This is a genomic window from Stenotrophomonas sp. T8 (genome assembly GCF_051853085.1).
In the GTDB taxonomy this organism is placed as follows: domain Bacteria; phylum Pseudomonadota; class Gammaproteobacteria; order Xanthomonadales; family Xanthomonadaceae; genus Stenotrophomonas; species Stenotrophomonas sepilia.
In genome coordinates, this window is sequence record NZ_CP195329.1 from 1,363,076 (window position 1) to 1,389,026 (window position 25,951).

Annotated in this window: 27 protein-coding genes; 15 read left to right on the top strand and 12 right to left on the bottom strand. The window is 67.0% G+C overall.

What is annotated here, in order from left to right:
- Positions 1 to 70 precede the first annotated feature (70 nt).
- Both ACSDHM_RS06490 and ACSDHM_RS06495 read right to left on the bottom strand, forming a co-directional pair.
- Positions 71 to 634, bottom strand: a complete 564-nt coding sequence (locus ACSDHM_RS06490) for a response regulator transcription factor (RefSeq protein ID WP_005409063.1) — start codon at positions 632 to 634, stop codon at positions 71 to 73.
- Positions 631 to 1,857: an ATP-binding protein gene (locus tag ACSDHM_RS06495; protein ID WP_049414674.1), complete on the bottom strand. Its 1,227-nt coding sequence runs from the start codon at positions 1,855 to 1,857 to the stop codon at positions 631 to 633. Before ACSDHM_RS06495 ends, ACSDHM_RS06490 begins: the two co-directional genes overlap by 4 nt.
- A 114-nt stretch (positions 1,858 to 1,971) precedes the next feature.
- On the opposite strand from ACSDHM_RS06495, the gene ispG reads away from it, so the two are divergent.
- From ispG to ACSDHM_RS06510, 3 genes are all read left to right on the top strand, one after another.
- Positions 1,972 to 3,237, top strand: coding sequence for a flavodoxin-dependent (E)-4-hydroxy-3-methylbut-2-enyl-diphosphate synthase (gene ispG / locus ACSDHM_RS06500; protein WP_049414673.1), 1,266 nt, complete (start codon positions 1,972 to 1,974; stop codon positions 3,235 to 3,237).
- Positions 3,218 to 3,997, top strand: coding sequence for a phosphatase PAP2 family protein (locus ACSDHM_RS06505; RefSeq protein WP_088496460.1), 780 nt, complete (start codon positions 3,218 to 3,220; stop codon positions 3,995 to 3,997). The genes ispG and ACSDHM_RS06505 overlap by 20 nt, the downstream gene beginning before the upstream one ends.
- A 170-nt stretch (positions 3,998 to 4,167) precedes the next feature.
- A complete protein-coding gene (locus ACSDHM_RS06510) occupies positions 4,168 to 4,815 on the top strand; it encodes a response regulator (protein ID WP_005416124.1) in 648 nt (215 codons plus the stop codon).
- Positions 4,816 to 4,913: 98 nt separating this feature from the next.
- On the opposite strand, the gene eda is transcribed toward ACSDHM_RS06510, so the two are convergent.
- From eda to zwf, 5 genes are all read right to left on the bottom strand, one after another.
- Positions 4,914 to 5,573 (bottom strand): bifunctional 4-hydroxy-2-oxoglutarate aldolase/2-dehydro-3-deoxy-phosphogluconate aldolase, encoded by a 660-nt coding sequence (eda, locus tag ACSDHM_RS06515; RefSeq protein WP_049429315.1) that lies wholly within the window; start codon positions 5,571 to 5,573, stop codon positions 4,914 to 4,916.
- A 205-nt stretch (positions 5,574 to 5,778) separates the two neighbouring features.
- Positions 5,779 to 7,695: a phosphogluconate dehydratase gene (gene edd, locus ACSDHM_RS06520; protein ID WP_439426770.1), complete on the bottom strand. Its 1,917-nt coding sequence runs from the start codon at positions 7,693 to 7,695 to the stop codon at positions 5,779 to 5,781.
- A 58-nt stretch (positions 7,696 to 7,753) separates the two neighbouring features.
- The gene (gene pgl, locus ACSDHM_RS06525; protein WP_049413491.1) at positions 7,754 to 8,476 is read right to left on the bottom strand and encodes a 6-phosphogluconolactonase; all 723 of its coding nucleotides are present in this window, start codon (positions 8,474 to 8,476) and stop codon (positions 7,754 to 7,756) included.
- Complete coding sequence (gene glk / locus ACSDHM_RS06530) at positions 8,473 to 9,480, bottom strand: glucokinase (RefSeq protein WP_072168335.1); 1,008 nt, start codon at positions 9,478 to 9,480, stop codon at positions 8,473 to 8,475. Before glk ends, pgl begins: the two co-directional genes overlap by 4 nt.
- Positions 9,477 to 10,913 (bottom strand): glucose-6-phosphate dehydrogenase, encoded by a 1,437-nt coding sequence (zwf, locus tag ACSDHM_RS06535; protein WP_072168334.1) that lies wholly within the window; start codon positions 10,911 to 10,913, stop codon positions 9,477 to 9,479. The genes glk and zwf overlap by 4 nt, the downstream gene beginning before the upstream one ends.
- A 352-nt stretch (positions 10,914 to 11,265) precedes the next feature.
- Between zwf and ACSDHM_RS06540 the strand changes: the two genes are divergently transcribed.
- Complete coding sequence (locus ACSDHM_RS06540; RefSeq protein ID WP_072168333.1) at positions 11,266 to 12,348, top strand: ABC transporter ATP-binding protein; 1,083 nt, start codon at positions 11,266 to 11,268, stop codon at positions 12,346 to 12,348.
- Between the two features lie 113 nt (positions 12,349 to 12,461).
- Here the strand turns inward: ACSDHM_RS06540 and ygfZ are convergent, their stop codons facing one another.
- Positions 12,462 to 13,337, bottom strand: coding sequence for a CAF17-like 4Fe-4S cluster assembly/insertion protein YgfZ (ygfZ, locus tag ACSDHM_RS06545; protein ID WP_439426771.1), 876 nt, complete (start codon positions 13,335 to 13,337; stop codon positions 12,462 to 12,464).
- 39 nt (positions 13,338 to 13,376) lie between these two features.
- On the opposite strand from ygfZ, the gene ACSDHM_RS06550 reads away from it, so the two are divergent.
- The 10 genes from ACSDHM_RS06550 (at position 13,377) to ACSDHM_RS06595 (ending at position 20,407) form a co-directional block, all read left to right on the top strand.
- Complete coding sequence (locus ACSDHM_RS06550) at positions 13,377 to 13,547, top strand: DUF1674 domain-containing protein (RefSeq protein WP_005409075.1); 171 nt, start codon at positions 13,377 to 13,379, stop codon at positions 13,545 to 13,547.
- Between the two features lie 56 nt (positions 13,548 to 13,603).
- The gene (gene sdhC, locus ACSDHM_RS06555; protein WP_005416132.1) at positions 13,604 to 13,996 is read left to right on the top strand and encodes a succinate dehydrogenase, cytochrome b556 subunit; all 393 of its coding nucleotides are present in this window, start codon (positions 13,604 to 13,606) and stop codon (positions 13,994 to 13,996) included.
- Positions 13,993 to 14,379 carry a succinate dehydrogenase, hydrophobic membrane anchor protein gene (sdhD, locus tag ACSDHM_RS06560; RefSeq protein ID WP_005409077.1) on the top strand — a complete coding sequence of 129 codons (387 nt, stop codon included), beginning with the start codon at positions 13,993 to 13,995 and terminating at the stop codon, positions 14,377 to 14,379. Before sdhC ends, sdhD begins: the two co-directional genes overlap by 4 nt.
- A 31-nt stretch (positions 14,380 to 14,410) precedes the next feature.
- The gene (gene sdhA / locus ACSDHM_RS06565) at positions 14,411 to 16,201 is read left to right on the top strand and encodes a succinate dehydrogenase flavoprotein subunit (RefSeq protein ID WP_014036803.1); all 1,791 of its coding nucleotides are present in this window, start codon (positions 14,411 to 14,413) and stop codon (positions 16,199 to 16,201) included.
- 66 nt (positions 16,202 to 16,267) lie between these two features.
- A complete protein-coding gene (locus ACSDHM_RS06570) occupies positions 16,268 to 17,053 on the top strand; it encodes a succinate dehydrogenase iron-sulfur subunit (RefSeq protein ID WP_005409079.1) in 786 nt (261 codons plus the stop codon).
- A gap of 98 nt (positions 17,054 to 17,151) precedes the next feature.
- Entirely contained in the window at positions 17,152 to 17,400 is a 249-nt protein-coding gene (locus tag ACSDHM_RS06575) for a succinate dehydrogenase assembly factor 2 (RefSeq protein WP_049413478.1), read from the top strand.
- Positions 17,351 to 17,800: a hypothetical protein gene (locus tag ACSDHM_RS06580; RefSeq protein ID WP_072168330.1), complete on the top strand. Its 450-nt coding sequence runs from the start codon at positions 17,351 to 17,353 to the stop codon at positions 17,798 to 17,800. The genes ACSDHM_RS06575 and ACSDHM_RS06580 overlap by 50 nt, the downstream gene beginning before the upstream one ends.
- A 23-nt stretch (positions 17,801 to 17,823) precedes the next feature.
- Positions 17,824 to 19,065 (top strand): lipoprotein-releasing ABC transporter permease subunit, encoded by a 1,242-nt coding sequence (locus ACSDHM_RS06585; RefSeq protein ID WP_005416136.1) that lies wholly within the window; start codon positions 17,824 to 17,826, stop codon positions 19,063 to 19,065.
- Positions 19,058 to 19,771: a lipoprotein-releasing ABC transporter ATP-binding protein LolD gene (lolD, locus tag ACSDHM_RS06590; RefSeq protein ID WP_032954095.1), complete on the top strand. Its 714-nt coding sequence runs from the start codon at positions 19,058 to 19,060 to the stop codon at positions 19,769 to 19,771. Before ACSDHM_RS06585 ends, lolD begins: the two co-directional genes overlap by 8 nt.
- A 186-nt stretch (positions 19,772 to 19,957) precedes the next feature.
- A complete protein-coding gene (locus tag ACSDHM_RS06595; RefSeq protein ID WP_065195830.1) occupies positions 19,958 to 20,407 on the top strand; it encodes a DUF6491 family protein in 450 nt (149 codons plus the stop codon).
- Between the two features lie 78 nt (positions 20,408 to 20,485).
- Here the strand turns inward: ACSDHM_RS06595 and ACSDHM_RS06600 are convergent, their stop codons facing one another.
- The 3 genes from ACSDHM_RS06600 to ftsY form a co-directional block, all read right to left on the bottom strand.
- Entirely contained in the window at positions 20,486 to 20,755 is a 270-nt protein-coding gene (locus tag ACSDHM_RS06600) for an oxidative damage protection protein (RefSeq protein ID WP_438915199.1), read from the bottom strand.
- 5 nt (positions 20,756 to 20,760) lie between these two features.
- Complete coding sequence (gene mutY, locus ACSDHM_RS06605) at positions 20,761 to 21,885, bottom strand: A/G-specific adenine glycosylase (protein ID WP_088496297.1); 1,125 nt, start codon at positions 21,883 to 21,885, stop codon at positions 20,761 to 20,763.
- 84 nt (positions 21,886 to 21,969) lie between these two features.
- Positions 21,970 to 23,256, bottom strand: coding sequence for a signal recognition particle-docking protein FtsY (gene ftsY, locus ACSDHM_RS06610; protein WP_439426772.1), 1,287 nt, complete (start codon positions 23,254 to 23,256; stop codon positions 21,970 to 21,972).
- A 129-nt stretch (positions 23,257 to 23,385) separates the two neighbouring features.
- Between ftsY and ACSDHM_RS06615 the strand changes: the two genes are divergently transcribed.
- Entirely contained in the window at positions 23,386 to 23,685 is a 300-nt protein-coding gene (locus ACSDHM_RS06615) for a hypothetical protein (RefSeq protein WP_088496299.1), read from the top strand.
- A 153-nt stretch (positions 23,686 to 23,838) separates the two neighbouring features.
- Here ACSDHM_RS06615 and htpG read toward each other — a convergent pair whose 3' ends face one another.
- A complete protein-coding gene (gene htpG, locus ACSDHM_RS06620) occupies positions 23,839 to 25,731 on the bottom strand; it encodes a molecular chaperone HtpG (RefSeq protein ID WP_088496300.1) in 1,893 nt (630 codons plus the stop codon).
- Between the last annotated feature and the right edge of the window lie 220 nt (positions 25,732 to 25,951).

Consider the following 25,951-nt stretch of genomic DNA (forward strand, 5'->3'; position numbering starts at 1 on the left):
CAGGCGATGCTTCAATCGTTCACGAGGTTGCCGGCCAGCGGCCGGCACTACCGGTGCACGACGTGGCGTCTCACCGGCTCGGATCGCGTTCCGGGCTGGGCCGCTTGGCCAGCTTGCGCTGCAGCGAGCGCCGGTGCATGCCGAGCAGGCGTGCGGCCGCTGACACGTTGCCGCCGGTCTCGTGCATCGCCTGCTGGATATGTTCCCACTGCAGGCGGCTGATCGGCGTCATCGCATCGGGCACTTCCATTTCGCCGTCGTCGGCCGGGCCGTCGTCCTCCTCGCCAAGCGCGCGCAGGATCATCGGCACCGTGGCCGGCTTCGGCAGGTAATCATCCGCGCCCAGCTTGATCGCCTCCACTGCGGTGGCGATGCTGGCATAGCCGGTCACCAGCAGGATGCGCATGTCCGCGCGCAGTGCGCGCAGCGGCTGGATCAGCGCCAGGCCGGAATCGCTGCCCAGCTTCAGGTCGATCAGCGCGAACGCCGGCGGATGCTGGCGGGCCAGTGCCAGGGCACTGGCGGCATCCTGTGCGGTCTGTGTTTCCAGGCCCTTGCGGGCCAGGCTGCGCTGCAGGGTACGCAGGTACAGCTCGTCGTCGTCGACCAGCAGACCAAGGGTTGAGGCGCTCATGGGGTTTCCTCGCGTGGGGCCAGCGGCAGGCGGAAGCCGACGCGGCTGCCGGCCCCCTGGGCCGGGCGCATCCACATCTCGCCGTCGAGGCGTTCGATGGTGGCATGGGACAGGGCCAGGCCGACGCCCATGCCCTCGCTCTTGCTGCTGCCGAACAGCTTGCCCGGCAGCACGGCGGCACGGGCGTCGAAACCATGGCCGTAGTCGCGTACTTCGCCGATCAGGTCGTCGCCCTCGATGCGCAGGTCCAGGTCCACGCGCGGCCGGCCGGCCTTCTCGCCGGCATCGGCGGCATTGTTGAGCAGGACCATCAGCAGGTGGCCTACGCCCGGGTCGAGCGGCAGCCGCAGCGGCGCATCGTCGTTGCGATGCAGGTCGATGGTCGGTCGCACCAGGCGCCATTGCTCCAGCACCTGCTGGGCGCTGGAATGGCTGCGGCCCGGCGCGTCGGCCGAGGCCGGGGCGGCCAGTGCCAGCACGCGCTCACGGCACTGCACCAGCAGCTCGCGCAGGGTCTCCATGTCTTCGCGCACTTCCGGCTCTTCGCTGCGCTCGGCGACATCGTCGGCGAGCAGGGTCATGGTCGCCAGCGGCGTGTTCAGTTCATGTGCCACCGAGGCGGCATGGGTGGCCAGCGCGACGATGCCCTCGTTGCGGGCGAAGCGCTCACGCAGTGCCGACAGTTCCAGTTCGCGCTCCCGCAGGGCCAGTGCCAGGCGGGTGGAGAAGGCCAGCACCACTGTGGCGGAAATCAGGAAGTTGGCGACCACGCCCCAGCGATTGAGGTCCTGTGCGCGGAAGTAGCCGTCCGGCAGCGCCTGCCCGAAGATGCCGCTGGCGGCGTAGCCGAGCAGGCAGGCCAGCGCGACCGCCAGTGCCCAGCGCAGGGGCAGGGCGAAGGCGGCCAGCGCGATCAGGATCAGGAACAGTGAACTGAACGGGTTGGCCATGCCGCCGCTCCAGCCCACCATCCAGGTCAGGATGATCACGTCCACCAGGATATGGCCGAATGCGGTCAGCGGCGCAGTGTCGGCCGCTTCCGGGCGCAGCTGGGTGTAGACGTTGAACAGGGCCAGCACCGCCACGCCGGCCCACAACGGCAGCTGCGGCAACGGCAGGCCCAGCACCCAGGTCGCGACCAGGATGGTGGCGGCCTGGCCGCCTACGGCAAGCCAGCGCAGGCTGCACAGGGTACGGAGAAACGGGGCGTCGGGACCGGTCATTCACGCTCATCGTATGCGTTCATGCGTGTACATGCCTGCGACAATCGGCCGCAGCCGTGCCGCAGGCTGAATGCGAGTCACCCCGAATGCGGGAGTGGGCGGTAGAATGCGCCCATGCACGACGCCGTCACCCGCCCGACTCCCCCCTCCGATGCCACCGCCTGGCCCCGTCGCCAGACCCATGCCGTCCAGATCGGCGGGGTCACCGTAGGCGGCGGCAAGCCGGTGGTGGTGCAGTCGATGACCAACACCGATACCTCCGATGTGGCCTCCAGCGTGAAGCAGGTGGCCGAGTTGTGGCGTGCCGGCTCGGAGATGGTGCGGTTGACCGTCAACACCGTGGAAGCCGCTGCGGCCATTCCGCGCATCGTCGACAAGCTGGCGATGATGGGTATCGATGTACCGCTGATCGGTGACTTCCACTACAACGGCCACCAGCTGCTCACCGCCGAACCGGCATGTGCGGAAGCGTTGGCCAAGTACCGCATCAACCCGGGCAATGTCGGCTTCGGCAAGAAGAAGGACCTGCAGTTCGCCCAGTTGATCGAGTTCGCGATCCGCTACAACAAGCCGGTGCGCATCGGTGCCAACTGGGGCTCGCTGGACCAGGCCCTGGCGGCCAGGCTGATGGACGAGAACAGCCTGCGCGAGCAGCCCTGGGACGCCGGCCGCGTGCTGCGTGAGGCGCTGATCCGTTCGGCGCTGGATTCGGCCGAGCAGGCCGTGGAACTGGGCCTGCCGCGCGACCGGATCGTGCTGTCGGCCAAGGTCAGTGGCGTGCAGGAACTGATCGCGGTGTACCGCGACCTGGCCCAGCGCTCGGACTTCGCCCTGCACCTGGGCTTGACCGAAGCCGGTATCGGCAGCAAGGGCATCGTCGCCTCGTCGGCAGCGCTGAGCGTGCTGCTGCAGGAAGGCATCGGTGACACCATCCGCATCTCGCTGACCCCGGAACCGGGCCAGTCGCGCACGCAGGAAGTGATCGTCGCCCAGGAACTGCTGCAGACCACCGGCCAGCGCGCCTTCACGCCGCTGGTCACGGCCTGCCCGGGCTGCGGTCGCACCACCTCCGAGTTCTTCCAGGAACTGGCCAAAGTGGTGCAGAACCATGTGCGCGAGAAGATGCCGCTGTGGAAGATCCACCACCCGGGGGCGGAGAACATGACCCTGGCGGTGATGGGCTGCATCGTCAATGGGCCGGGTGAGTCGCGCCATGCCAACATCGGCATCTCCCTGCCGGGCACGGGCGAGACGCCGGCAGCACCGGTATTCGTCGATGGCGAGAAGAAGGTGACCCTGCGTGGCGACAACATCGCCCAGGAGTTCGTCGCCCTGATCGACGATTACGTCGAACACAAATATGTCCGAAGCGCCGGATAAGCCTGCGATCCTCGCCGCTCCGGAGTCGGCCTCCGGTTTCCGCCACTGGATGGCGCGCAACGCCTGGCGCCTGGTCCTGCTGTTCGGTGGCGTACTGCTGCCGTTGGCGGGCTTCGTCGCCCTGGCTGACGAAGTGCACGAATTTGAATCGTTCCATTTCGATGCGCCGCTGCTGTGGCAGATGCATGGCCTGCATTCGCCATGGCTGGACCGCTTCTTCGTGCTCATCTCGAAACTGGGCTACGAGTGGTTCCTGATCCCTGCTGACGTGCTGATCATCGGTGCGCTGCTGGGCTACCGGCGCTGGCGCGAGGCGACCTTCGTCGCGGTCAGTTTCGTGGGATCGGCGTTGCTGAACATGGGCAGCAAGCACTTCTTCCAGCGCCAGCGCCCCAGCCTGTGGGAGTCGATTGCGCCGGAATCGACGTTCAGCTTCCCCAGCGGGCACGCCATGGGCTCGATGACCCTTGCCGTGACCCTGGTGCTGCTGGCCTGGAATACACGCTGGCGCTGGCCGGTACTGCTGCTGGCGCCCCCGTTCAGCCTGCTGGTGAGCGTCTCACGGGTCTATCTGGGCGTGCATTATCCCTCGGACATCCTGGCCGGATGGTGTGCCGCGCTGGTTTGGGTGGTAGGGTGCTATCTGGTCATGTTCAGTCGCCGGCATCCTTGGCGACGTCGGGATTCGCCGCCAGCGACGGCCAGCGAAGCATCATCACAGGGGGGTGACGTGGATGACCCTTCCGGGGCGTCTACGTAATAGATCAGTTGTTTCGTTGCAGCAGGTTCTGCAAGACAGGGGGCAAGCACAACGCGCGTTACTGTGATGCGCAAGGCAGAACGCCTGGATCGCGTCCCGAACGCGCTTGCAGGGGTATCGGCGTCCTGCCTAGCTTGACCTGCAATGGCCGCATTCGAAGAGGTACGTGAATGACGATTCGAGTCTACCTGGTGGATGACCATGCGCTGGTCCGCACCGGGATGAAGATGATCCTGTCGGGGGAGACCGACATCGAGGTGGTGGGCGAAGCCGAGACCGGTGAAGACGCACTGCGCGACGTCCGCCAGCTGCTGCCGGACGTGGTGCTTTGCGACCTGCACCTGCCCGGTGTGAGTGGCATGGAAGTGACCGAGCGCATCGTCCGCAGCCACCGCAACACCCGCGTGGTGATCGTGTCGGTGCTGGAAGACGGGCCGCTGCCGAAGCGCTTGCTGGAGGCGGGGGCCGCGGGCTACATCGGCAAGGGCTGCGATGCACAGGAGCTGCTGCGCGCGGTGCGCGATGTGGCCATGGGCCGTCGCTACCTGGGCACCAGCATCGCGCAGAACCTGGCCCTGTCGACGGTGGAGGGCAATGGATCGCCGTTCGACAGCCTGTCGCCGCGCGAACTGGAAGTAGCCTTGCTGCTGACCCAGGGCCTGCGCCAGGAAGACATCGCGCGGCGCCTGAGCCTGAGTGCGAAGACGGTGAACACGCACAAGGCGCGGTTGTTCGAGAAGATGGGGATCCACGACAACATCGCGCTGGCGCGCATGGCCAGCCAGTACGGGCTGGTGGATCCGGCGCGGCCGTTGTAAGGGTTTCGGCCTTCTGTAGAGCCGAGCCCATGCTCGGCTGCTCTCCATTCCGCTGGAGTGGAGCCGAGCATGGGCTCGGCTCTACACCTGCTTCGGGCTCAGTGGCCGCGCACGCGCTTGATGATCTTCGCCGCGTCGGCGGCGCTGGCGCGCACCTTGTCCCATTCGCCGTCGGCGATCCAGTTGCCCGGCACCATCCACGAACCGCCGATGCAGACCACGTTCTTCTGTTCAAGGTACTCGGCGGCGGTGTTCTCGGTGATGCCGCCGGTCGGGCACAGCTTCAGGTCCGCCACCGGGCCGGCCAGTCCCTTGATCATCGCCAGCCCGCCCACGGCTGTGGCCGGGAACAGCTTGCACACGCGGAAGCCGCGGGCGTAGAGCGACAGCAGCTCGGTCGGCGTCGCCGCACCCGGCACCACCGGCAGCGGCGCAGCGGCAAGCGCATCAGCCAGCGCCGGCGGCGTACCCGGCGTCACCAGGAAGTCCGCACCCGCATCGATCGACTGCTGCATCTGCTCCACGGTCAGCACCGTGCCTGCACCCACCACCACATCGGGCAGCTCGCGCTTGAGCATCGCCAGCGCTTCCATCGCCACCGGCGTGCGCAGCGTCAGCTCGATCGCCGGCAGACCACCTTCCAGCAGCGCCGCACTGACCGCCCGCGCCTGGTCCAGCGTATGAATCGTCACCACCGGCAGGATGCCCGCCGCATGCAACAGCTCCGCCGCCTTCACCTGATGTTGTTCGATACCCATGCTTTTGCCCTTGCCTTTGCTCTTCTTGGTTCAGTGGCCGCAGCGCAAATGACGCGCCGGGAATTGTCCAAGGGCAGTAGGGCGCCCTGGCCGGGACCGTGAGCGGCATGGATGCCGCGATCGAGCCCCCATGGATGGGTTTACGGCGTGTCCCGGCCAGGGCGCCCTACTGCCCAAGCCGGGAAGCCTGCCGCGGCTTTTCGCGTCAGGCGTCTTTCGCCTCATGCGGCGCCGCCGCCGCTGCCGCATCGTGCCCCAGCTCATACTCCGCGTCGTAGTCCCACGGCCCGCCATCGGCCGCCGCCGGCCCGCACGAAATCGAAATCGCCCCCTGGTCCGCCGGACCCACCACGCGACGGTTGATCGCAAACAGATTGCGGCCCAGGTCATGCGCGGCCGGCGCGGTGTTCGGCGCCAGCGGACGTGCTGCCCATTCCGCCGCGTCCACCAGCACTTCCAGCGTGCCGGCCTCGCCGTCGAGGCGGATCATGTCGCCCTCGCGGACCTTGGCCAGCGGGCCACCGCGCGCCGCTTCCGGCGTCACATGGATGGCCGCTGGGATCTTGCCCGACGCACCGGACAGGCGGCCGTCGGTGACCAGCGCCACGCGCCGGCCCTGGTTCTGCAGCAGGCCCAGCAGCGGTGCCAGCGAATGCAGTTCGGGCATGCCGTTGGCACGCGGGCCCTGGTAACGCACCACCGCCACGAAGTCCTGCGGCAGCAGGCCACCGGCGTGCAGCTTGTTCAATACCTGCGGTGCATCGACCACCACCGCCGGTGCTTCGATCGTCCGGTACTGCGGTTTCACCGCTGACAGCTTGATCAGCGACTTGCCGAGGTTGCCGCGCAGCAGGCGCAGGCCACCCTGGTGCTCGAACGGATTGTCGACCCCACGCACCACTTCGTCATCGGCACTGTGTTCCAGGCCCGGCAGGTAGACCAGCCGGCCGTCACGCAGTTGCGGCTCGCGCGCATAGTCGGCCATGCCGCCACGCGCGACGCTGACCAGGTCGCCGTGCATCAGGCCCGCCTTGATCAGCTCGCCGAACACGAAGGCCGGGCCGCCAGCGGCCGCGAAACGGTTCACGTCTGCCTCGCCGTTCGGATAGACACGGGCCAGCAGCGGAATCAGCTGCGACAGTTCGTCGAAGTCGTCCCAGGTCAGCACGATGCCGGCCGCACGCGCCACCGCGATCCAGTGGATGGTGTGGTTGGTCGAACCGCCAGTGGCCATCAGCGCGATGACCGCGTTGATGATCGCGCGCTCGTCGATGATCCGGCCCAGCGGGCGGAAGTCGTCGCCCAGTGCGGTGATGTCCAGCGCGCGTTCGGTTGCCTCGCGGGTCAGGGCGTCGCGCAGCGGCGTGCCCGGATTGACGAACGAGGCGCCCGGCAACTGCACGCCCATGGCTTCCAGCAGCACCTGGTTGGAGTTGGCCGTGCCGTAGAAGGTGCAGGTGCCCGCACCGTGGTACGACGCGGACTCGGCTTCCAGCAGCTCTTCGCGGGTGGCCTCACCGGCGGCGTAGCGCTCGCGCACTTCGGCCTTCTGCTTGTTCGGGATGCCCGGGGTCATCGGGCCGGCCGGTACGAACACCGCCGGCAGATGGCCGAAGGCCAGCGCACCGATCAGCAGGCCCGGCACGATCTTGTCGCACACGCCGAGGTAGACGGTGGTATCGAACATGTCATGGCTGAGGCCGATGGCCGTGGCCTGGGCAATGACATCGCGCGAGAACAGCGACAGCTCCATGCCACCACGGCCCTGGGTGACACCGTCGCACATTGCAGGGACGCCGCCGGCGACCTGTGCAGTGGCGCCCAGCTCGCGGGCGATGTCGCGGATCTGTTCGGGATAGGTCTCGAACGGCTGGTGGGCCGACAGCATGTCGTTGTAGGCGGTGATGATGCCCAGGTTCGGCGTCATGCCGCCGCGCAGGCGGCTCTTGTCGGTGCCGCCGCAGGCGGCGAACCCGTGGGCGAGGTTGCCGCAACTCAGGCGGCTGCGGAACGGGCCCTCACGCAGGGAGGCATCGATCGCGGCCAGATAGGCGGCGCGCGAGGCGGCGCTGCGGCGGATGACGCGCTCAGTGATGGCTTGCAGTTGAGGATGGAGGCTCATTGGCTACCGGCGTTCGTGGTGGCGAGAGGCAAGCGGCGGCACGGCGCCGCCGCCGACATCAATCAGCCCAGTGGACGCGCAGGCGCGCGCCTTCCAGGTTGATCGCATTGAGGATCGGATACTGCTGGGCATCGTTGCTGTCCAGCGCCTGGCGCAGTACCTGCAGCTTCTGCTTGCCGCGCAGCAGCAACAGGCGCTGGCGGCACTGGCGCAGGCCGTGCGGGGTCAGCGTGATGCGCAGCGGCCACTGGTTCGCGCCTGGGCAGCCAGTGGCATCCAGCGCGGCGTAGGGCAGGGTGCTTTCCAGTGCGCGTGCGAGGTCTTTCGAGCCCGGGAACAGCGAGGCGGTGTGCCCGTCGTTGCCCATGCCCAGCGCTACCAGGCTCGGCGGCTGGCTGTGCTGCGCCTGCAGGTTGGCGGTGTACACGCATTCGGGCAGTGGCTTGCCGATCCGTACCAGCGGATCGAAGTGGGCGCCCTCGGTACGCTTGAGCAGGTGCTCGCGCACCAGCCAGGCGTTGCTGTCGCGATCCTGCGGCGACAGCCAGCGCTCGTCGGCCAGGCTCACTTCAACCCGGTCCCAGTGCACGTCCAGCTCGGCCAGTGCCTGGTAGACCGGGGCCGGCGTGGTGCCGCCGGACAACAGGATGCGGGCGCGGCCCACTTCATTGATGTCGTGGTTGAGGGTGCGTGCCATCTCAGCGGCCACCGCTTCGATCCAGCCGTCGGCGTCGCCGTGCTGGATGAACTCGATGCGATCGTCGTGGAAGCTGGGGTTCATGCGGCAACTCCTGGTGCGTCACGTTCGGCGTCGGTGGCATAGGCGGCGGCGCCCAGCAATCCGGCGTGGGGATGCATCACTGCCAATGAGGGCACGCGCGCCATGATCGAGGAGAAGCGGCCCTTGTGTTCGAAGCGCTGGCGGAAACCGGAGTGCTGCAGCGAATCGAGCATCTTCGGGGTCAGGCCGCCGGTCAGGAACACGCCATCCCAGGCGCCCTGGGTGAGCACCAGGTCACCGGCGATGGCGCCGAACACGGCGCAGAACACGTCCACGGTGCGCATTGCCTGCGGATCACCGTGCAGGGCGCGGGCGGTCACGTCCACCGGCTGCAGCTGGCCCGGGTCGATACCGGCCATCTCGCACACGGCGCGGTGGATGTTGACCAGGCCGGGGCCACAGATCAGGCGCTCGTTGGAGACGCGGCCGAACTGTTCGGACAGGATCTCGAGGATGCGGATCTCTTCCGGGGTTCCCGGCGGGAAACTGACATGGCCGCCTTCGGTTTCCAGCGGGTAGCAGCGGCCGTGGCGCATGATCAGGCCGCCCACGCCGAGGCCGGTACCCGGCCCGATCACTGCGTAGTTGCGCGGCTGGCCCGGCTTGCCCGGTACCCAGGCGGCACCGCCGACCTGGACCACGTCCTCGGGCTGCAGCAGTGAGATTGCCATCGCCTGTGCGGCAAAGTCGTTGATCAGGTGCAGTTCGTCGAAACCGAGCATCGCTGCGGTGCGGCTGCGCGAGATCACCCACGGATGGTTGGTGATGCGTGCTTCATCACCATCAACGCGACCGGCCACTGCGAACACGCCGCGGCTTGTGGTGGCACCGATCTGTTCCAGATGGTGGCGCGCGGCATCACCCAGCGAAGGGAACTCCGCCACCGCGTACTCGCGGATGCTGTCCTTCTGCAGAGGTGCGTCCTGCGAGGTGTCAGCCAGGGCGAAGCGGGCATTGGTGCCACCGATGTCGGCCACCAGCACCGGCTGCGAACTGGCGCTCATGCCGACGCTCCGCTGTCCGGTGCGTCCACGTCCTGCGGCAGGAACTCGCCGGCATTGCTCGGGCCCCATTGGCCGGCGGGGTAGGGCTCCAGCGGCAGCTTGGCGTCCTTCCACGCGTCGGCGACGCTGTCGATCCAGGCCCACGCTGCACGCACCTCGTCGTCGCGCACGAACAGCGTGTGATTGCCATTGAAGGCATCCAGGAACAGGCGCTCGTACGCGATGCGGCGATGCAGGCCGGTTGGCACTGACAGTTCCAGTTCCAGCGGATGCAGTTCCAGCGCGCCCCATTCCGGGCCGGCCAGGCTGCTCATCAGGCCCAGTTCGATGTTTTCCTGCGGCTGCAGCTGGAACACCAGGCGGTTCGGTGCGGCCTGCGCGCGCTGCGGGCGCTCGAACAGCCAATGGGTGACCGGCTTCAGCGTGACCACCACGCGGGTGGTGCGCTCGGGCAGGCGCTTGCCGGTGACCAGATGGAACGGCACGCCGCTCCAGCGCCAGTTGTCGATATGCGCGGTGACACCGGCGAAGGTTTCCACGTCGCTGCCTTCCGGCGGCTGGTAAGCCTGCGCCGGCTGGCCGTTGATGGTGCCAGCGGTGTAGCGGCCGCGGATGCTGTCACGCGCGGCGTGCTTCGCGTCGAGCGGGCGAAGGGCGCGCAGCACCTTGACCTTCTCGTCACGGATGCGGTCGGCTTCCAGCGACGCCGGCGGCTCCATCGCCACCATGCACAGCAGCTGCAGGATGTGGCTCTGCACCATGTCGCGCAGCGCGCCGGAGCGGGCGTAGTAGGCGTCACGGCCGTCCACGCCTTCGCTCTCGGCCACCAGGATGTGCACCGATTCGATGTAGTTGCGGTTCCACACCGCTTCCAGCAGCGTATTGCCGAAGCGCAGCGCGATCAGGTTCTGCACTGCCGCCTTGCCCAGGTAGTGGTCGAGGCGGAACACGCGGTCCTCGTCGATCCACTGGCCGATGGTGCTGATGATTTCCTCGGCGCTCTCGCTGTCGCTGCCGATCGGCTTCTCCAGCATCAGGCGTGCCGGCGCGGCGAGGGCGCCGCCCTTGGCCAGGCCTTCGCAGGTGGAAATGTACAGGCCCGGCGGAATGGCGAGGTAGCTGACGCACTTGCGGTGCACCAGGTCGGAGACCGCAGCGGCAACCGAGTCGACGTCGCGCAGGTCCACCGAACGGTAGTCGATACGGCGCAGCAGGGCAGCGATGTCGTCCTGCGTGGCCATCGGCATGGCCTGCTGCAGGCGCGGCCGCAGGATGTCATGGAAGGCTTCGGTGTCATGCCCGGACAGGGCCAGTGCGCGGATGCGGAAGTCCTCCGGCAGCAGGCCGTCGCCAAGCAGGCGAAGCAGCGAAGGGAACAGGTAGCGCTGGGCCAGATCACCTGTGGCACCGAACAGGAAGAGGGTGTCGTGCATCGCTCGAGTTTCAGATCCGGGTGACATCGTTGTCAATCGCTTCATGGCTGGGTTCGGGGGACATCCGCGCAACTGCCTGTCCGAGGTTCGTCAGGGGCGATCTCCGGTGTTGCGGAAGACCGTTCCATTCGAAACCACTACCTCGGCGGAACCTTCGTTCAACCGCCGACGCAGATCGGTGCGCACCGATCATCGGATAGTGCCACGTGAAAACGTTTACATGGCAGAATGGGCAACTGTATTCGATTGCAGTGCTCGCCGTCATGCGGCAAGCGCGCAATCATCACTGCCATCGGGAGGGCCGAGGCAGTCCCAAAAGACAGCCCGGCTTCGGGCGGACCGGATAGGTGATATGGCAAAAGTGCAGTTGCAGGGTGTGCGCAAGGTCTATGACAACGGCCAGGTCGCGGTGAAGGACGCCAGCTTCGAGGTCGCCGATGGCGAGCTGATGGTGCTGGTCGGTCCGTCCGGCTGTGGCAAGTCGACCCTGTTGCGGATGGTGGCGGGCCTTGAAGAAATCAGCGGCGGCACGCTGACCATCGGTGATCGCGTGGTCAACGACGTGGCGCCGAAGGATCGCGACATCGCCATGGTGTTCCAGAGCTACGCGTTGTACCCGCACATGACCGTGGCCGAGAACCTGGCCTTCGGCCTGAAGCTGCGCGGGCATGACAAGGCGACCATCGACAAGCGCATTGCCGAGGCGGCGCAGACGCTGGGCCTGACCGAGATGATGGACAAGCTGCCCAAGGCGATGTCCGGTGGCCAGCGCCAGCGCGTGGCACTGGGCCGGGCGCTGGTGCGCGAGCCGGCGGTGTTCCTGCTCGACGAGCCGCTGTCCAACCTCGACGCCAAGCTGCGCCACAGCGTGCGTACCGAGATCGCGCAGCTGCACCGCAAGCTGGGCACCACCATGATCTACGTGACGCACGACCAGGTCGAAGCGATGACCCTGGGCCAGCGCATCGTGGTGCTGAAGGACGGCATCATCCAGCAGATCGATACGCCGATGGCGCTGTACGATCGCCCGGCCAACCTGTTCGTGGCCGGTTTCCTCGGCAGCCCGGCGATGAACGTGCTGCGTGGCACGCTGCAGGGCGATGCCGGCGGCGTGAGCGTGGTCGACGGCGAATGGCGTGCACCGCTGGGCCAGGCGACGATCGATCCGGCGTGGCTGCAGAAGCCGATCGCGGTGGGCGTGCGCCCGGAGCACCTGCAGCCGGCGGCTGCCGATGATGCGCATGCATTCACCGCGCGCATCGAAGGCATCGAGCCGGTCGGCAACGAGATCTTCGTCAATCTGAGCAGTGGCCAGCATGCGCTGACCATGCGCGTGGCACCGCAGTCGCTGCCAGCAGTGGGCGAGCAGATCCGCGTGGCGATTCACCCGCAGGGCCTGCATTTCTTTAACGCAGAGAGCGGCGAGCGCCTCTGATTCTGTAGAGCCGAGCCCATGCTCGGCTACTTCGTTGCAGTGCGGACCAACGGTCCGCACCCACCGGGTCGGTCAGTAGATCCACGCCGTGCGTGGATGAGGGCGCGTCAGATTCAGCGGGCCAGGCCATCCAGCAGCGGCACGCGCTGCGCAATGGCATCACCCACCTGCAGCTCGGCGTCGCCAGCCTCCAGCGGCAGCACCGCCAGCGCCAGGTCACCGGCCACGCTGGCGACCGTGCCCAGCGTCGCGCCGTCCTGCAGCACGCCATCGCCGGCCTGTGCCGGTGCCGCGGTATGCAGCAGCTGCACCGCGCGCTTGGCCTTGCCGAGGAAGTGGGTGCGGGCGACGATTTCCTGGCCTGGGTAGCAGCCTTTCTTTACGCTGTAGCCATTCAGGCGGTCCAGGCCCAGCTGCTGCGGGGTCCACACTTCGCGCTGGCTTTCGTCCAAGCGCGGCAATCCGTAGCGCAGGTCGGCCTGGCGCCAGGCGAGGGCGAAGGCGGCCTCATCGGTTTCGCTGCCGGATGCAACGGCATCCGTCGCCCCGATGCGCAGGGTGCGCGGCAGGGCGTCGCTGCCCAGGTCCAGCTCCCAGCCGTCACCTGCAGCGTGCGCGATCGCGGCGCCGCTGGCAGCCTCGGGTGCAGTGAACGCACCGGCCACGGCCAGATCGCTGCGCACCTGTACCTTCACCTTGCGACGGAACACGAAGCGCTGCAGTTGCGACGCAATCGCATCGGCATCGCCGTCGGCCAGCACCAGCATCACGTGATCGTCGGCCAGCCGGAGCAGCTGGAACACTGCCAGGGTGCGGCCCTTGGCACTCAGCCAGGCGCTCCACTGCCAGTGCAGCAGGGGCAGGGCGGTGACATCGCTGCTGAACTGGGCGTGGGCGAAGGCGGCCGCATCCGGGCCCTGCAGGCTCAGCAGCTGGTGGCCGGGCAGGCGCGGATATCCGACGAAAGCAGGGGGCAGGTTGTCAGGCACGTGAACGAGGTCTAAAATTTGTGCGTTGCGAGACCGAACATGATAGGCCAAACAACCCCCACTCCCGACGACGAATCTGAAGCCCCGCTGGTCCCCGCGGCACCCGTGCCCGTGGAACAGGAAAAAGCAGAGGAATTCGGCGGCCGCGGCGGACTTGATCCGGTGCGGTATGGCGATTGGGAGAAAAACGGACGCTGCATCGATTTCTGATCAGCATTGAGCCAACGCGGCCGCGTGCCGCCCAGCCGAGACAACGAGCCCAGCGAATGGCGACCAGACAACGCCCACTTTCCCCGCACCTTCAGGTGTATCGCTGGCAGATTCAGATGGCCACCTCGATCCTGCATCGAGCCACCGGCATCTTTCTGTCTGTTGGTGCCCTCATCATCGCTGCCGGCCTGCTGGCCCTGATGATGGGGCCCGAGTCCTGGAACTGCTTCACCGGCCATGCCGGGGCCTGGTATGGCCGCGTGTTCCTGTTCGCGTGGACATGGTCGTTCGCCTATCACCTGTGCAATGGCATCCGCCATGTGGTGCAGGACTTCGCCATCGGCTTCAGCATCCCTGCCTTCATCCGCAGCAGCTGGCTGTCGGTCATCGGCAGCCTGGTGATCACCCTGCTGGTGTGGGCCTATGTGATGTTCGGAGGTGCCGCGTGAGCAAGTTCCGTACCCCGCTGAAGAACGTGCGCGGCCTGGGCTCGGCCAAGACCGGCACCGAGCACTTCGTGCACCAGCGCCTGACCGCCGCCGCGCTGGTGGTGCTGGGCATCTGGTTCCTGGTCTTCGTGCTGGGCCTGCTGGGCTCGGATTACGCGACCGCCGCCGCCGCCGTGGCCAAGCCGTGGAATGCAGTGCCGTTGATCGGCCTGCTGATCGCCATGTTCTGGCACGCGCAGCTCGGCATGCAGGTCGTGCTGGAAGACTACATCCACGAATCGCTGCTGGCCCTGGTGCTGCAGACCGCGGTGAAGTTCGTCGCCGTGCTCGGCATGATCGTCAGTGTGTTTGCGGTGGGCCGCATCGCCCTCGGCGTTGCCTGAGCCCAGGCACCTACACAGGAATCCAGATTAGATGTCCGCTTACAAGATCACCGAACACAAGTACGACATGGTCGTGGTCGGCGCCGGCGGTGCCGGCCTGCGCGCCACGTTCGGCCTGGCCGCCAAGGGCCTGCAGACCGTGTGCCTGACCAAGGTCTTCCCGACCCGTTCGCACACCGTTGCCGCCCAGGGCGGTATTTCGGCCGCACTCGGCAACATGGGCGAGGACGACTGGCGCTACCACTTCTTCGACACCATCAAGGGGTCGGACTGGCTGGGCGACCAGGACGCCATCGAGTACATGTGCCGTGAGGCCATCCCGGCCATCATCGAACTGGAACACTACGGCGTGCCGTTCTCGCGCACCGCCGAAGGCAAGATCTACCAGCGTCCGTTCGGTGGCATGACCACCAAGTACGGCGAAGGCCCGGCGGCGCAGCGTACCTGCGCGGCGGCCGACCGTACCGGCCACGCGATGCTGCATACCCTGTACCAGCAGTCGCTGAAGCACGATGCGCGCTTCATGATCGAGTACTTCGCGCTCGACCTGATCTTCGACGACGAAGGCGCCTGCCGCGGCGTGCTGGCCCTGGACATGTCCGATGGCACGCTGCACCTGTTCCGCGCCCAGGGCGTGGTGCTGGCCACCGGCGGCTACGGCCGTGCCTACTTCAGCGCCACCTCGGCGCACACCTGCACCGGCGACGGTGGCGGCCTGGCCATGCGTGCCGGCATCGCCATGCAGGACATGGAGTTCGTGCAGTTCCACCCGACCGGCATCTACGGCGCCGGCTGCCTGATCACCGAGGGTGTCCGCGGTGAAGGCGGCATCCTGCGCAACAGCAGCGGCGAGCGCTTCATGGAGCGCTATGCACCGCACTACAAGGACCTGGCCTCGCGCGACGTGGTCAGCCGTTCGATGACCATCGAGATCCGCGAAGGCCGCGGCGTCGGCGAGCACAAGGACCACATCCTGCTCGACCTGACCCACCTCGGCCCGGGCGTGATCGACGAGAAGCTGCCGGGCATCGCCGAGAGCGCCCGCATCTTCGCCGGCGTCGACGTGCACAAGCAGCCGATCCCGGTCATTCCGACCGTGCACTACAACATGGGCGGCATCCCGACCAACTACCACGGTGAAGTGGTGCAGAAGGTCGGCGACAACGACAACGCCGTGGTGCCGGGCCTGTACGCCATCGGCGAAGCGGCCTGCGTGTCCGTGCACGGCGCCAACCGCCTGGGCTCGAACTCGCTGCTCGACCTGGTGGTGTTCGGCCGTGCGGTGGCCAACCGCTGCGCCGAGACCATCAAGCCGGGTGCCGCGCACAAGCCGCTGCCGGCCGATGCCTGCGACAAGGCGCTGGGCCTGCTGGACAAGCTGCGCCACGCCAACGGCGATACCCCGACCTCGGTCATCCGCGATCGCATGCAGCGCACCATGCAGGCTGACGCGGCCGTCTTCCGCACCAGCCAGACGCTGAAGGAAGGCTGCGAGAAGATGGACAAGATCTTCGACTCGTTCCAGGACGTGAAGGTCTCCGACCGTTCGCTGGTCTGGAACTCGGACCTGATCGAGACCTACGAGCTGAACAACCTGCTGCTCAACGCGGTGGCGACGATCAACTCGGCCGAACAGCGCAAGGAAAGCCGTGGTGCGCATGCGCACGAGGACTATCCGGACCGCGACGACGTCAACTGGCAGAAGCACACCCTGGTCAGCGTCGACGAGAAGGGCAAGTGCAGCTTCGACTACCGTCCGGTGCACATGTACACGTTGACCGACGACGTGTCCGTGGTGCCGCCGAAGCCGCGCGTGTACTGATCCGACCCCGCCTACCATGCAATCCGCGCCCACGGGCGCGGGCCGCCTGAGCCAACGAGAGCAGCCATGGCCGAGTTTTCACTCCCCAAGAATTCCAAGATCACGAAGGGCAAGCACTTCCCCGTCAAGAACGGCGGCAAGAACGTGCGCACCTTCAAGATCTACCGCTGGAGTCCGGACGACGACAGCAACCCGCGCACCGATACCTATGAAGTCGATCTGGACGCCTGTGGCCCGATGGTCCTGGACGCCCTGATCAAGATCAAGAACGAGATCGACCCGACCCTGACCTTCCGCCGTTCCTGCCGCGAAGGTATCTGTGGTTCGTGCGCGATGAACATCGACGGCACCAACACCCTGGCCTGCACCCGAGCCATCTCGGACTGCGGCAAGAAGGAAGTGCCGATCTACCCGCTGCCGCACATGAACGTGGTCAAGGATCTGGTTCCGGACCTGACCCACTTCTACGCGCAGTACGCCTCGATCAAGCCGTGGATCCGCACCCAGACCCCGGCACCGCCGGACCGCGAGCGCCTGCAGTCGCCGGAAGACCGCAAGAAGCTCGACGGCCTGTACGAGTGCATCCTGTGCGCCTGCTGCTCGACCAGCTGCCCGAGCTACTGGTGGAACGGCGAGCGTTACCTGGGCCCGGCGATCCTGCTGCAGGCCTATCGCTGGATCATCGACTCGCGCGATGAGGACACCGGCGCGCGCCTGGACGATCTGGAAGATCCGTTCAAGCTGTACCGCTGCCACACCATCATGAACTGCGCCCGGACCTGCCCGAAGGGCCTGAACCCGGCGCTGGCGATCGCCGAGATCAAGAAGCTGATGATGGAGCGCCGCGCCTGATACAGGCCTGGCAGTACCCGGTGGAGCCACGTCACGTGAGGCTGCACCACCCAGTAGAGCCACGCCATGCGTGGCTTTGCTGTATCTGGAGAAGCACGATGGAAGACGATGTCCTGCTGAAGAAGCTGCGCTGGCGCTGCCGCCGCGGCATGCGCGAACTGGACCAGCTGTTCGGCCGCTACCTGGACCGTGAGTGGAGCACTGCACCGACCGGAGAGCGCGAGGTTTTCCTGTTCCTGCTCGACTGCGAGGACGATAAGTTGTGGCGCTGGTTCATGGGCTATGAGGCCTGCCCGCATGCGCACGCGATCCCCCTCATGCAGAAGATCCTCGCCCTCAAGCCTTGAGTGGCGCCCCTCGCGGCTGCAGGCTGCCGCCCAGTTGGCGGTGCTGCTGGCCGCGCCCTGGTTGTTGCGCGCCTCGGATCTGCCTGCGCGGTTGCTGATGCCCGCGCTGCTGCTGGCCTGGGGCGTCGGCTTGGCCGAACTGGCCTGGCGCCAGCGCAGGCCGCGCGTGCAGGTGCTTCTGCCTCCGCTTCCCGAGGCATTGCAGGTGGCCGGACGGGATGTCGATACGCCACGGCTGGTGGTGCGTGGCCCATGGTTGTTGTTGCTGTGGCGGGAGGATCGGCGCCGCCGGCGCCTGCTGTTCTGGCCGGATGTGCTCGATTCAGGGCAGCGACGTGAACTGCGACTGGCCGTGGCCACACGCAGCGTTTCCCGTCGGCCCCGGTCAATGGCACCATAAGCTGAATTGACCGGCGTGCCTGCATGTTCAAACCCATTCCCGTGGCCATCGGCCTGCGCTACCTGCGCGCCAAGCGCCGCAACGGCTTCATCTCCTTCATCTCGATGGCATCGATCCTGGGCATCGCGCTCGGCGTTACGGTGCTGATCACCACCCTGGCGGTGATGAGCGGTTTCCAGAAGGAAATCCGCAGCCGCCTGCTGCAGATGACCGCCCATACCACCATCAGCCGCGATGGCGAGCCGATGCCGGACTGGATGCGGGTGGTTGATGTCGCCCGCAAGGATCCGCGCGTGGCGGGTGCCGCGCCGTACATCGAGATCCAATCGATGATCAGCGGCCCGCGCGTGCAGGGCGCGATCATCCAGGGCATCGATCCGGCGCTGGAGCCGAACGTCTCGGTGATCGACAGGAAGGTCACCAAGGGCAGCTATGACAGCCTCAAGCCGGGCAGCTTCAACCTGCTGCTGGGCAAGGAGCTGGCGATCTGGCTGGGCGTGGACGTTGGCGACCAGGTGCTGGTGACCTTTGCCGAAGTGCAGGGCACGCCGGCCGGTGCGGTGCCACGGATGAAGCGCTTCACCGTCAGCGGCATCTTCGAGGCCGGGTACAACGAGGTCGATCGCGGCGTCGGCTTCGCCAACATGCAGGACCTGGAGCGTGTTCTGCGCAGTGACGGCGCCACCGGCGTGCGGCTGAAGCTGCACGACATGGACCGTTCGCTGGAAGTGGGCGTGGACCTGGCGCAGAGCCTCGGCGGTGCCTACCGCGTGAGTGACTGGACGCAGCAGAACGCCAACCTCTACCACTCGCTGCGCATGGAGAAGGTGGTGATGGGCATCCTGCTGTCGCTGATCATCGCCATGGGGGCCTTCAACCTGGTGTCCTCGCAGGTGATGCTGGTGACCGACAAGCAGGCCGACATTGCCATCCTGCGCACCCTGGGCCTGACCCCGGGCGGGGTGATGCAGGTGTTCATGGTGCAGGGCTCGTTGATCGGCATCTTCGGCACGCTGGCCGGCCTGATCGGCGGCATCACCCTGACCCTCAACCTGGAACGCATCCTCGGCGCCATCGAGAGCGTGTTCAACGTCAAGCTGCTGCCGGAGGATGTCTATTACATCACCGGCCTGCCGACCGACATGCAGACCGGCGACGTGGTGGCGATCACCGTGGTCGCGCTGCTGATGAGTTTCCTGGCCACCCTGTATCCCGCCTGGCGGGCAGCACGCACCCAGCCGGCGGAGGCCCTGCGTTATGAATAAGGTCGTCAACCGCGGCGATGAAGTGATCCGCGCCGAAGCGCTGGGCAAGACCTATGCCGAAGGGCGCATGCAGACCCCGGTGTTCGATGGGCTGGACCTGACCGTGACTGCTGGCGAGACGGTGGCGATCATCGGTGCCTCCGGTGCCGGCAAGAGCACGCTGCTGCACCTGCTGGGCGGCCTGGACATTCCGACTGCCGGCGAAGTGTATGTGACCGGCCAGCGCATGTCGGCGCTGTCGGATACCGCGCGCGGCCTGCTGCGCAACCAGGCGCTGGGCTTCGTCTACCAGTTCCATCACCTGCTGCCGGAGTTCACCGCGCTGGAAAACGTGATGATGCCGGTGCTGCTGGCCGGCACCGCCGTGGCCGAGGCGAGCAGCCGGGCCACCACGCTGCTGGAAGCGGTCGGCCTCGGCCATCGCCTGGACCACAAGCCGGGCGAGCTGTCCGGCGGCGAACGCCAACGTGCCGCAGTGGCGCGCGCGCTGGTCAATCATCCGGCCTGCGTGCTCGGCGACGAGCCGACCGGTAACCTGGATGACCGCACTGCCGGCACCGTGTTCGAGCTGATGCTGGAACTCAACCGCGCGCGTCATACCAGCCTGGTGCTGGTGACCCACGACCGCAGCCTGGCACGGCGCCTGGACCGGGTGCTGGAGCTACGCGAAGGGCGCCTGCACGCACTGGCCCACGCCGACGTCTGAGCGCTGGGACCGCTCTGGTAGAGGCCGGCCTTGGTCGGCTGCTCCTGCAGGGCAAGCGCCAACCAGGTTGGCGTCTACCGTGGTCCGGCCAGTAGCCGCCGACCGGCGGCTGAATGGGGCGCGAGCCGTCGCGCCGGCGTTGCCAGCCCAGGCGCATGATGGCGACAGTTCCCCGAGGAGATCGCCATGAAGACCCCGATCCTGATGGCCGGACTCTGCCTGGCACTGGCCGCCTGTGCGACCACCGGCCGGCTCAGCAGTACCGAGAAACTGGATCTGTACCGTGCCCACGCCGGCGCGCCGCAGAATGACATGCAGTTCTTTGGCAGCCTCAATGGCTGGACCGAGCTGGGCGACAGTGCGCTGGCGGTGTGGACCCGTCCCAGCGAAGCCTATCTGCTGGAGTTGAATGGCCCCTGCCAGGACCTGCCATATGCGACCGCCATCGGCCTGACCAGCAGCATGGGCCGTGTGTCGTCGCGCTTTGACAAAGTGCTGGTGCGCGACCCCACCGGCGGCCCGCGCCTGCCGTGCTTCATCAACAGCATCCGCAAGCTGGATGTGAAGGCGCTGCGCGCGTCCGAGCAGGAGCTGCGCCAGGCGCAGGTGCAGGAGCGCGAGGAAAACGCGAAATAGCGCGGTAGTCCCGGCCGCTGGCCGGCATCGCGCAGATGCCAGATTGCCGGCCAGCGGCCGGCACGACCTGCCCGTCTGTCAGGTTTCCGGGGTGAAGCCGGCCGGCTTTTCCGCGTCCTTCTCGAACAGGAACTTGACCAGTTCGCCTTCAAGGAACGCACGATGTTCCGGCGTGCGCGGCGACAGCCGGTTCTCGTTGATCAGCATGGTCTGGTGGGCCAGCCACGCGGCCCAGGCCTGCTTGCCGATGTTGTTGAAGATGCGCTGGCCCAGCTCGCCGGGGTAGGGCACGAAGTCCAGGCCCTCGGCATCGCGTTGTTCGTACTGGCAGAAGACGGTTCGGTGCATGGCATTCACTCGTGGTTGCGGGGTTTGCTGGAATTTCGTTTCGGCGTCTTGATCGTGGCGCCGTCGAGCAGTTTGCGGATCGGTGCCGGCAGGCCCAATGCGGGTAGCTCGTCGTTGGCGACCCAGCGCAGCGTGGGTTCTTCCACGCGCAGGCCGCGCACCTTCCGTGACAATACCTGCAGGTGCAGCCTGTAGTGGCTGAAGGTGTGCTGCAGCACCGGCAGTTCCTCTGCATCTTCCAGCGAGCCGTCGACATGTGCGTCGAACCAGTCCTGCAGGTCGCTGCCGGCCTCGGCCTGCGGCAGCGTCCACAGCTGCGCCCAGATGCCGGTGTCCGGCCGCTTCTGCAGCAGCACGCGCTGCTGGGCGTCGCGCAGCAGCAGTGCAACTGCTTCGCGTTCGGGCAGGGTCTTGCTGGGCTTGGGCGTGGGCAGTTCAGCGGTGCGGCCTTCGCGCCGCGCCACGCATGCGTCCTGCAGCGGGCAGATCACGCAGGCCGGCTTGGCCCGGCTGCATACCGTCGCGCCCAGGTCCATCTGCGCCTGGGTGTAATCGGCCATGCGCCCGGCCGGCACCTGCGTGACGTGCGCGTCGGCAATCGCCCACAGTTGTTTCTCGATGGCCGGCAGGCCGGGGAAGCCGTCGATGCCGTGATAGCGGCTGAGTACGCGCTTGACGTTGCCGTCGAGAATCGCGAGCGGGTCGTTCCAGGCTTGGCTGAGGATCGCGCCAGCGGTGCTGCGGCCGATGCCGGGCAGGGCATGCAGTGCATCGAAATCGCGCGGCAGGTCGCCGTCGTGCAGTTCCACGCAGCGCTTTGCCGCGGCATGCAGGTTTCGTGCGCGGGCGTAGTAGCCGAGCCCGGCCCACTGCGCCATCACTGCGTCATTGCTGGCGGCAGCGAGGTCGGGCAGGGTCGGGAAGTGCTGCAGGAACCGCTGGAAGTACGGGATGACCGTGGCCACCTGGGTCTGCTGCAGCATGATTTCCGACAGCCAGACCCGATAGGGGCTGCGCGGGTGCTGCCAGGGCAGATCATGGCGACCGTGGTCGTCGAACCAGTGCAGCAGGCGGGCGACGAAGTCGTCTTCCTTGGCAGTGTCGGCGCTGGCGTGCGGCTGGCGGGGCATGAGTGTTCCGGAAGGAGGCAGCCACCCATGGGGTGGCTCTACCAGATCGCAGTAGAGCCACGCCATGCGTGGCTGCACGGTGTATCAGGCGCCCAATGCTTCGGGCAGCAGGGCGTCGACGAAGGCTTCCGGGTCGAACACGCGCAGGTCTTCCGGGCGCTCGCCAATGCCGGCGAAGCGGATCGGAATGCCGAACTCGCGGGCCAGTGCGAACACCACGCCGCCCTTGGCGGTGCCGTCCAGCTTGGTCACCACCAGGCCGGTCACGTTCACTGCGGCATTGAACTGGCGCAGCTGCGACAGCGCGTTCTGGCCGGTGGTGCCGTCGATCACCATCAGCACTTCGTGCGGGGCGGTGGGATCGATCTTGCCGAGCACGCGGCGGATCTTGCCCAGCTCGTTCATCAGGCCTGACTGGGTGTGCAGGCGGCCGGCGGTATCGGCGATCAGCACCGAGGTGCCGCGGGCCTTGCCGGCCTGCAGTGCGTCGAATGCCACCGAAGCGGCATCGGCGTTCTGCCCCTGCGCGACCACGGCCACGCCGTTGCGCTCGCCCCAGGCCTGCAGCTGGGCCACGGCGGCGGCGCGGAAGGTATCGCCGGCAGCCAGCATCAGGCTGTGGCCGTCATCCTTGAAGCGCTTGGCCAGCTTGCCGATGGTGGTGGTTTTGCCGACGCCGTTGACGCCGACGGTGAGCACCACGAAGGGCTTGGCGTTGCGGTCGATCACCAGCGGCTTGGCCACCGGCTGCAGGATTGCGATCAGCTCGGCGCGCAGCGCGGTCAGCAGCGCATTGGCGTCGGCGAACTCGCGCGACTTCATGCGCTTGCGCAGGCCCTCGACCAGATCGGTCGTGGCGCCCACGCCGACGTCGGCGGTGATCAGGGCGGTTTCCAGCTCGTCCAGCAGATCGTCGTCGAGCTTGGGGTTGCGCGAGAACAGGCCGCCGAAGCTGCGCGCGATGACGCTGTTGCGCAGGCGTTCGCGCCAGCCGGGCTTGCCGGCGGGCGCCGGAAGGGCATCCACCAGCGCCGGCAGATCGGTGGCCGGGGCGGTTGGTTCCTCGACCGGAATGACCGGAGCCAGAGGAGCCAGCACAGCGGCCGCGGCGAGCGTTTCAGCCTGGACGTCCTCGGGCGCAATGGCCGGCTGCGCAGCTGGCACGGCAGGCACTTCGGCGACGGGGGGCTGTACGGCGACGGTGGCCGGTTCCGGTGCCTTGGCTTCGACCACCGCGGCGGTGGGTGCGTCTTCGGCCGGGGCGGCCGGCGGGAACGCCGCCGCCAGCTCTTCAGCCGAGTAGTGCTGGGTCTTGGGCGCCTCCGTGGTGGGGGCATCCTGGGGCTTCTTGCGGCGGAAAAAACTGAGCATTGGCAAAAGGCGCTGAAATCAGAGGGATATGCTACCACTCGGGCCTGTCGGGCCGATGTGGACTCAAGATCGCGGCCGGCCGGCCGCTAACCGGTCCGGAGGGTTGCGCGGAGCGGCCCGGAGACCGCCATGAACAACGTGATGGGAATCGCCCTAGGCGGCATGCGTGCGGCCCAGCAGGGCGTGCAGGTTGCAGCGCACAACGTGGCCAATCTGGCGACCCCCGATGCGCAGCGCCTGCAGTTGCAGCGCGGTGCCACTGGACAGGGCGGGGTGCAGGCCTCGGTGACTGCCGCCGGCGTCGATGTCGGTGCACTGCTGGGAGATCTGCTGGCGGCGAAAGCCGAGGTAGTGGCCTTCGCCGCCAATGCCTCGGTGATCCGCCGACACGATCAGATGCTGGGCTCGCTGCTGGATCGGGAGACCTGAGCAACACCGCTTTGGCCGGTGCCAACCGCTGCCCCTGGCAGGTGCCAACCTTGGTCGGCACTCATGGAGCAGTCGAGCATGGCTCGACTCTACAAATGCGCGTGAACCAGGGTTGGCCTCCATCGGGACGCTGCCCGGCACCCGATCTGTCGATCAGGCCGACAACTCCAGCAGCAGCTTGTTCAGGCGCGCCACATAGGCACCCGGGTCCTTCAGGCTGTCACCGGCGGCCAGTGCGGCCTGGTCGAACAGCACCCGGCCGAGGTCGTCGAAGCGCGCGCCATCGGCTTCGGCGTCGAGCTTGGCGATCAGCGGATGGCCCGGGTTGATCTCCAGCACCGGCTTGCTGTCCGGCACCTTCTGCCCGCTGGCTTCCAGGATCTGGCGCATCTGCAGGCCCAGGTCCTGCTCGCCGATGGCCAGCACCGCCGGCGAATCGGTCAGGCGGTGCGAGACGCGCACCTCGGCCACTTCGTCACCCAGGACCGTCTTGAGCCGCTCGACCAGGCCCTGCTTGTCCTTTGCTGCCGCTTCCTGTGCCTGCTTGTCCGCATCGGTTTCCAGTGCGCCCAGGTCGAGATCGCCACGGGCGATGTCGACGAAGCCCTTACCGTCGAAATCGGTCAGGTAGCCCATCAGCCACTCGTCGATGCGGTCGGTCAGCAGCAGCACTTCCACGCCCTTCTTGCGGAACACTTCCAGGTGCGGGCTGTTGCGTACCTGGCTGTAGCTCTCGCCGGTGAGGTAGTAGATCTTGTCCTGGCCTTCGGTCATGCGGCCGATGTAATCGGCCAGCGACACGCTCTGCGCATCGCCGTCGCCGCGGGTGGAGGCGAAGCGCAGCAGGCCGGCCACCTTCTCGCGGTTGTTGTAGTCCTCGGCCGGGCCTTCCTTCAGCACCTGGCCGAACTCCTTCCAGAACGTGGCGTACTGCTCGGGCTTGTCGGTGGCCAGCTTCTCCAGCATGTCCAGCGAACGCTTGGTCAGCGCCGATTTCATCGAATCGATGACCGGGCCGGACTGCAGGATCTCGCGCGAGACGTTCAGCGACAGGTCGTTGGAATCGACCACGCCCTTGATGAAGCGCAGGTACAGCGGCAGGAACTGCTCGGCCTGGTCCATCACGAACACGCGCTGCACGTACAGTTTCAGGCCCTTGGGCGCATCGCGGTGGTATAGGTCGAACGGCGCGCGGCCGGGCACGTACAGCAGCGAGGTGTACTCCAGCTTGCCCTCGACCTTGTTGTGGCTCCACGCCAGCGGGTCGCTATGGTCGTGCGCTACGTGCTTGTAGAACTCGGTGTACTCGGCGTCGCTGATCTCGGTGCGCGGGCGGGTCCACAGCGCGCTGGCGCGGTTGACGGTCTCCCACTCGACGGCGGTGCCTTCTTCGCCACCTTCCTTCGGCATCTGGATCGGCAGACCGATATGGTCCGAGTACTTCTTGAGGATGCTGCGCAGGCGCCAGCCATCGGCGAAGTCGTGCTCGCCGTCCTTCAGGTGCAGCACGATGCGGGTACCGCGCTCGGCCTTGTCGACGGTGGCCACTTCGAAATCGCCTTCGCCACGCGAGCTCCAGCGCACGCCTTCGGCTGCAGCCAGGCCGGCGCGGCGCGAGGTCACTTCCACTTCGTCAGCGACGATGAAAGCGCTGTAGAAGCCGACGCCGAACTGGCCGATCAGCTGCGAATCCTTCTTCTGGTCGCCGGACAGCTGCCGCAGGAAGTCGCCGGTGCCGGACTTGGCGATGGTGCCGAGGTGGGCGATGGCTTCGGCGCGGCTCATGCCAATGCCGTTGTCTTCGATGGTGATGGTGTGGGCGGCGGCGTCGAAGCTGACGCGCACGCGCAGCTCGCTGTCGCCTTCCAGCAGCGCCGGCTGGGTCAGGGCCTCGAAGCGCAGCTTGTCAGCGGCGTCGGCAGCGTTGGAGACCAGCTCGCGCAGGAAGATTTCCTTGTTGGAGTACAGCGAGTGGATCATCAGCTGCAGCAGCTGCTTGACTTCGGTCTGGAAGCCAAGGGTTTCGGTCTGGGTGGTCTCGGTCATCGATAGGGCTCCATGTGCAATGCCGCGCCAGCGCGTGCGGCCTCGCCAAGGGGTAGGGATGATTGTCCCGAAATCAAGGGGCTGGTCGGCAGGGCTTGCAGCCCTGCACCTGCAGAGGCAACAGCAACAGCAACAGCAACAGCGGGCATTGCGTGGGATGGCGGGGCGGTGTGGGTTGGCAGGACACGCCGTAAACCCGTCCATGGGGGCTCGATGGCGC